5 protein-coding genes and 1 pseudogene are annotated in these 6,534 nt (G+C 62.8%); 1 reads left to right on the top strand and 5 read right to left on the bottom strand.

The features are described from left to right. Nucleotides 1-29 precede the first annotated feature (29 nt). Nucleotides 30-923: a GNAT family acetyltransferase gene (locus WBB95_RS20345; RefSeq protein WP_424489215.1), complete on the top strand. Its 894-nt coding sequence runs from the start codon at nt 30-32 to the stop codon at nt 921-923. 135 nt (nt 924-1,058) lie between these two features. Here WBB95_RS20345 and WBB95_RS20340 read toward each other — a convergent pair whose 3' ends face one another. The 5 genes and pseudogenes from WBB95_RS20340 to WBB95_RS20320 form a co-directional block, all read right to left on the bottom strand. Next, nucleotides 1,059-2,078: a branched-chain amino acid aminotransferase gene (locus tag WBB95_RS20340; protein WP_424489214.1), complete on the bottom strand. Its 1,020-nt coding sequence runs from the start codon at nt 2,076-2,078 to the stop codon at nt 1,059-1,061. Between the two features lie 107 nt (nt 2,079-2,185). Beyond that, on the bottom strand, nt 2,186-3,565 hold the full coding sequence (gene lpdA, locus WBB95_RS20335; protein WP_424489213.1) for a dihydrolipoyl dehydrogenase: 1,380 nt from the start codon (nt 3,563-3,565) through the stop codon (nt 2,186-2,188). Between the two features lie 4 nt (nt 3,566-3,569). Further along, nucleotides 3,570-4,838 carry a dihydrolipoamide acetyltransferase family protein gene (locus WBB95_RS20330; RefSeq protein ID WP_424489212.1) on the bottom strand — a complete coding sequence of 423 codons (1,269 nt, stop codon included), beginning with the start codon at nt 4,836-4,838 and terminating at the stop codon, nt 3,570-3,572. Continuing rightward, complete coding sequence (locus tag WBB95_RS20325; RefSeq protein ID WP_424489211.1) at nt 4,839-5,897, bottom strand: alpha-ketoacid dehydrogenase subunit beta; 1,059 nt, start codon at nt 5,895-5,897, stop codon at nt 4,839-4,841. Nucleotide 5,898: 1 nt separating this feature from the next. Then, nucleotides 5,899-6,534: pseudogene (locus WBB95_RS20320) on the bottom strand (thiamine pyrophosphate-dependent dehydrogenase E1 component subunit alpha); the annotation flags it as partial.

The following is a 6,534-nucleotide window of genomic DNA, read 5'->3' as shown; positions in this document are numbered from 1 at the left end:
GTGATATCCGTGTCAGCCAGGAGGAATGCATGTCTACCGCTGTTCGTCTTGCCCAAACCTCCGACGCCGAAGGCATCAGCCAGGTCATCCTGGCGGCCTTGCACAGCAGCAATGCGCGGGATTACCCGGCGGACGTAATTGCCCGGGTTGCCAGTAATTTCTCGCCCGACGCCGTGTTGGCCTTACTCCAGCGCCGGGTTGTGCTGGTGGCCGTCCAAGGTCAAGTGATCGTCGCCACGGCGGCCCTCGACGGCAACGTGGTGCGTTCGGTGTTCGTCAACCCGGCGCTGCAAGGGCAGGGCATCGGTCGGCTGTTGATGATCGAAATCGAACTGCGCGCCCGCGAGGCAGGGGTGACGGTGCTGAGTGTGCCGTCTTCGCTGACCGCTGAGCCGTTCTATACCACGTTGGGGTTTCACACCGTGCGCGATGTCTATCACGGTAACGAGCGCACGCTGGTGATGGAAAAGGCCGTGTTGTCCCGCCACCCGATCGGCCAGTACCGCGACCGTCAGCATCGCGCGCAGGTGGTTGCGCTATGGCAGGAGGCCTTTGGCTACGACACGGCGCATAACCTGCCGACCCTGGCGATCGATAAGAAGCTGGCCGTCAGCGACGGGCTGTTTTTCGTGGCGACCGATAAAAAAGCCGTGATTGGTACCATCCTCGCAGGCTACGACGGGCATCGAGGCTGGTTGTATTCGGTGGCGGTGCACAGCGATTACCGCAGGCAGGGGCTGGGTGCTTCGTTGGTACGTCATGCCGAACAGGCGTTGACCGCGCTGGGCTGCATGAAGATCAACCTGCAGATCACCGGTGGCAATGATGCGGTGGTGGGGTTTTACGAGGCGCTGGGGTATGGGACGGAGCCGCGGATCAGCATGGGCAAGAAGATTGCGGGGAATATCCCCAAGGACCTGTGAGAACACCGAAATCAACTGTGGGAGCTGGCTTGCCTGCGATGGCGGTGGGACAGTTAACTTATTCAGTAACTGATACACCGCTATCGCAGGCAAGCCAGCTCCCACATGGGTTTTGTGCTGTGGCGTACTGCCGGGTTAGACCTTGACGATCCAGCCCGCTGGCGCTTCAACGTCGCCGGTCTGCACGCCGGTCAGCTCTTTGTAGAGCTTCTGGGTGATCGGGCCGACCTCGGTTTCGCTGTGAAAGACATGCAGCTTGCCGTTGTACTGGATGCCGCCAATCGGCGAAATCACCGCTGCAGTGCCGCAGGCACCGGCTTCCTTGAACTGATCCAGCTTGTCGATGTGTACTTCGCCCTCGACCACTTCCAGGCCCAGGCGGGTCTGAGCCAGTTCGATCAGCGACAGGCGGGTGATGCCTGGCAGCACCGAAGGCGACTTCGGCGTGATGAACTTGTTGTCGTGGGTGATCCCGAAGAAGTTGGCCGAGCCGACTTCTTCGATTTTCGAATGGGTCATCGGGTCCAGGTAGATCGCATCGGCAAAGCCGGACTTCTTGGCTTCCGAGCCTGGCATCAGGCTGGCGGCGTAGTTGCCACCGACCTTGGCGGCACCGGTGCCTTGTGGCGCGGCGCGGTCGAAGGTGGAGATCTGGAAGTTGTGCGGCACCAGCCCGCCTTTGAAGTAGGCACCGACCGGGATGCAAAACACCGAGAAGATGAACTCCGGCGCGGTACGCACGCCGATGTTGTCACCGGTGCCGATCACGAACGGACGCAGGTACAGCGCACCGCCGCTGCCGTACGGCGGGATGAAGCGCTCGTTGGCGGCAACCACTTGTTTGCAAGCCTCGATGAATGCGTCGGTCGGCACGTGCGGCATCAGCAGGCGCGCGCAGCTGCGTTGCATGCGGGCGGCGTTCTGGTCCGGGCGGAACAGGTTGATCGAACCGTCCTTGCAGCGGTAGGCCTTGAGGCCCTCGAAGCACTGCTGGCCATAGTGCAGGGCAGTGGAGCCCTCGCTGATGTGCAGCACGTTGTCGTCGGTCAGGGTGCCGGCTTGCCATTCGCCGTTTTTCCAGACCTGGAGAAACCGCTTGTCGGTCTTGATGTAGTCAAAACCCAGCTTGTCCCAATTGATGCTTTCGTTACCCATGACACCCTCTATCTCTGATCAACCGCCTGGTCGAAGGCAGGCTTGTCGGTTTTTTTTCTGGATGGGCGCAACAATACTTCATTCTTGCTTTATGTGGGAGTGCGGTGCTACAGGTGTAACGCGTGGCCCAACGCTCTTAACGCCGCTTCCTGCACGGCTTCGCCGAGCGTCGGGTGGGCGTGAATGGTGCCGGCCACGTCTTCCAGGCGCGCGCCCATTTCCAGGCTCAGGCCAAAGGCCGTCGACAGCTCCGAGACGCCAACGCCAACGGCTTGCCAGCCGACGATCAGGTGATTGTCACGGCGTGCCACCACCCGCACGAAGCCGGTTTTCGACTCCAGGGTCATCGCCCGGCCATTCGCCGCGAACGGGAAACTCGACACGATGCAGTCCAGGCCCGCCGCTTTGGCTTCGTCCGGGGACTTGCCGACCACCACCAGTTCCGGGTCGGTGAAGCACACCGCCGGAATCGCTGCCGGGTTGAATTCGCGGGACTGGCCGCTGATCAGTTCGGCAACCATTTCGCCCTGGGCCATGGCCCGGTGCGCGAGCATCGGCTCGCCGCTGAGGTCGCCAATCGCGTACACATTGCGCATGCTGGTCTGGCAACGGCTGTCGATCTTGATCGCCGCGCCGTTCATGTCCAGGTTCAGCGCTTCAAGGTTCCAGCCCTGGGTGTTGGGTTTGCGACCCACGGCCACTAGCACCTGGTCGGTTTCCAGCGACAAGGTGTCGCCGTTGGGGTCACGCACTTGCAGGCAATTGTTCTCAAAACCGGTGACGCTGTGCTTGAGGTACAGCTTCACGCCCAGTTGCTTGAGGGATTCGCCCACCGGTTGGGTGAGTTCGGCGTCGTAGGCGGGCAGGATACGCTCCTGCGCCTCGACCACACTGACCTCGGCGCCGAGCTTGCGGTAGGCAATGCCCAGCTCCAGGCCGATGTAACCGCCGCCCACCACGATCAGGCGCTTGGGCACACTTTTCGGCGCCAGCGCTTCGGTGGAGGAGATGATCGGTCCGCCAATCGGCAGCATCGGCAGGTTGACGCTTTTTGAGCCGGTGGCCAACAGCAGGTGTTCGCACTGGATGCGCTGGTCACCGACGTCGACGGTCTTGCCGTCGACGACCTTGGCCCAGCCGTGAATCACCTGCACTTTGTGTTTTTTCAGCAGCGCAGCGACGCCGGTGGTCAGCCGATCAACGATGCCGTCTTTCCATTCCACGCTTTTGCGGATGTCCAGGGTCGGCACGTCCACTTCAATGCCCAGTTGCGAGCCCTGGCTGTGGTGCACGGTTTGCTGGAACTGCTCGGCCACGTGGATCAGGGCTTTGGAGGGGATGCAGCCGATATTCAGGCAGGTGCCGCCCAGCGCCTGGCCTTCCACCAGGATCGTCGGGATGCCCAATTGGCCGGCGCGAATCGCGGCCACGTAGCCGCCAGGGCCGCCGCCGATAATCAGCAGCGTGGTATGCAATGTCTGAGTCATGCCCTTACTCCAGGAACAGGCTGGCGGGTTGTTCGAGCAGGCCGCGAATGGCCTGGATGAATAGCGCCGCGTCCATGCCGTCGACCACGCGGTGATCGAAGGAGCTGGAGAGGTTCATCATCTTGCGCACCACAATCTGGCCTTTGATGACCATCGGCCGCTCCACGATGCGGTTGACGCCGACAATCGCCACTTCCGGCAAATTCAGCACCGGCGTGCTGACGATGCCGCCCAAGGCACCCAGGCTGGTCAGGGTGATGGTCGAGCCCGACAGCTCATCGCGGCTGGCCTTGCCATTGCGCGCGGCGCTCGCCAAACGCGCGATTTCCTCGGCATTGCCCCACAGGCTGCGTGCCTCGGCGTGCCGCACCACCGGCACCATCAAACCGACATCGCTCTGGGTGGCGACGCCCACATGCACCGCGCCGAGGCGGGTGATGACTTGGGCGTCGTCGTCGTAGCGCGCGTTGATCTGCGGGAAATCACGTAACGCCACGACCATGGCGCGCACGATAAACGGCAGCAAGGTCAGCTTGCCGCGGGTGGCGCCGTGCTTTTCATTGAGGTGTACGCGCAGCTCGTCGAGGGCTGTGACGTCGATTTCTTCCACGTAGCTGAAATGCGCGGCGCGCCGGGTGGCGTCCTGCATGCGCTGGGCGATCTTGCGGCGCATGCCGATCACCGGGATCTGTTCTTCGCTGTTGCGTTCGGCGTAAGGGTTGGCCGTGGCGTTAGGTTGCGCCGGACCCTGGAGCAAGAACGCCTCCAGATCTTCGTGCAGAATCCGGCCCGCCGGGCCGGAGCCCTGCACCAGGCGCAGTTGAATACCCGCATCCAAAGCGTGCTTGCGCACGGCGGGCGAGGCCAGCGGGCGCTCGTCGGCTTCACGGGCCACCGGCGCAGCGGCAGGCTTGGCCACCGGCTTTGCCTCAACCACGGGCGCTGGCTTGGCTTCAACCACCGGCGCAACTGGCGCCGGCGCCGCTTTCACGGGTGCCGTCGCCGCCGGCGCATCTTTGGCGTTCCCCGCGCCTTCCACTTCAATACTGATCAAAATGCTGCCCACGGCCATGACTTCACCCGGCTCGCCGCCGAGGGAAATCACTTTGCCGTGTACGGGCGAGGGAATGTCCACCATCGCCTTGTCGGTCATTACATCCGCCAGCACCTGGTCTTCAACCACCAGATCGCCAACTTTCACATGCCATACCGACAGTTCAACTTCTGCGATGCCTTCGCCAATGTCCGGCATCTTGATAACGTGCGTGCCCATTCAGACCTCCATGACCCGTTTCAACGCCGCGCCCACTCGGGTCGGCCCTGGGAAATACGCCCACTCCTGCGCGTGCGGGTAGGGGGTGTCCCAACCGGTGACGCGTTCGATCGGCGCTTCCAGGTGGTGGAAGCAATGTTCCTGCACCAGCGCCACCAGTTCGGCGCCAAAGCCGCAGGTACGCGTGGCTTCGTGGACGACCACGCAGCGACCGGTCTTTTTCACCGATTTAACGATGGTTTCCAGGTCCAGCGGCCACAGGCTGCGCAGGTCGATGACTTCGGCGTCAATGCCGGTTTCTTCAGCGGCGACTTGCGACACATACACGGTGGTGCCGTAGGTCAGCACGGTGACGGCCGAGCCTGGGCGCACGATCGCGGCCACGTCCAGCGGCACGGTGTAGTAACCGTCCGGCACTTGCGCTTGCGGGTGTTTCGACCACGGCGTTACCGGGCGGTCGTGGTGGCCATCGAACGGGCCGTTGTACAGGCGTTTGGGCTCCAGGAAGATCACCGGGTCATCGTTTTCGATGGAGGCGATCAGCAGGCCTTTAGCGTCGTATGGGTTGGACGGCATCACGGTGCGCAGGCCGCAGACCTGGGTGAACACCGCTTCGATACTCTGGCTGTGGGTCTGGCCGCCATAAATGCCGCCGCCGCACGGCATGCGCATGGTCAGCGGCGCCGTGAACTGGCCGGCCGAGCGATAACGCAGGCGCGCCGCTTCGGAGATGATCTGGTCGGTGGCGGGGTAGACGTAGTCGGCGAATTGAATCTCGGCGACCGGACGCAGGCCGTAGGCACCCATGCCGACTGCGACGCCGACGATGCCGCTTTCGGAAATCGGGGCGTCAAACACCCGCGAGCTACCGTACTTGCTCTGCAAACCTTCGGTGCAACGGAACACGCCGCCGAAATAGCCGACGTCCTGGCCGAACACCACCACATTGTCGTCACGTTCGAGCATCACATCCATGGCCGAGCGCAAGGCCTGGATCATGGTCATGGTGGTGGTGGTCATGGCGGTTTCCACTTCAATACGGTTGTTGTGATCGTTCATGTCAGATCCCCAACTCCTGACGCTGGCGCTTCAAGTGCTCCGGCATCTCTTTATAGACGTCTTCGAACATGGTCGCGGCGCTTGGAATCTGGCCGCCGGCGAGGGTGCCGTACTGTTCGGCTTCTTTTTGCGCCTTGACCACTTCGGCCTCCAGCTCGGCACTGACTGCCGCGTGCTCCTCTTCGGACCACTGGCCAATCTTGATCAGGTGCTGCTTGAGGCGGGCAATCGGGTCGCCCAGCGGGAAATGGCTCCAGTCATCGGCTGGGCGGTACTTGGAAGGGTCATCGGAGGTGGAGTGCGGACCGGCGCGGTAGGTGACCCACTCGATCAGCGTTGGCCCCAGGTTGCGGCGCGCACGCTCGGCAGCCCAGGCGGAGGCGGCGTATACCGCGATGAAGTCGTTGCCGTCCACGCGCAGGGAGGCGATGCCTCAACCCACGCCGCGTCCGGCGAAGGTAGTGGCTTCACCGCCGGCGATGGCCTGGAAGGTGGAAATGGCCCACTGGTTGTTGACGACGTTGAGGATCACCGGCGCGCGGTAAACGTGGGCGAAGGTCAGGGCAGTGTGGAAGTCCGATTCAGCCGTAGCGCCGTCGCCGATCCAGGCCGAGGCGATCTTGGTATCGCCCTTGAT

Origin of the sequence: Pseudomonas sp., from assembly GCF_049645325.1 — a bacterium.
Lineage (GTDB): Bacteria > Pseudomonadota > Gammaproteobacteria > Pseudomonadales > Pseudomonadaceae > Aquipseudomonas.
The sequence above is the reverse complement of the archived record's forward strand: the minus strand, read 5'-3'. Positions and strand labels throughout refer to the sequence as shown.

Coding starts and splice junctions, on each gene's coding strand:
- WBB95_RS20340 (WP_424489214.1), bottom strand. CDS start 2,078: ATGGGTAACGAAAGCATCAATTGGGACAAGCTGGGTTTTGACTACATC.
- WBB95_RS20345 (WP_424489215.1), top strand. CDS start 30: ATGTCTACCGCTGTTCGTCTTGCCCAAACCTCCGACGCCGAAGGCATC.
- WBB95_RS20330 (WP_424489212.1), bottom strand. CDS start 4,838: ATGGGCACGCACGTTATCAAGATGCCGGACATTGGCGAAGGCATCGCA.
- lpdA (WP_424489213.1), bottom strand. CDS start 3,565: ATGACTCAGACATTGCATACCACGCTGCTGATTATCGGCGGCGGCCCT.
- WBB95_RS20325 (WP_424489211.1), bottom strand. CDS start 5,897: ATGAACGATCACAACAACCGTATTGAAGTGGAAACCGCCATGACCACC.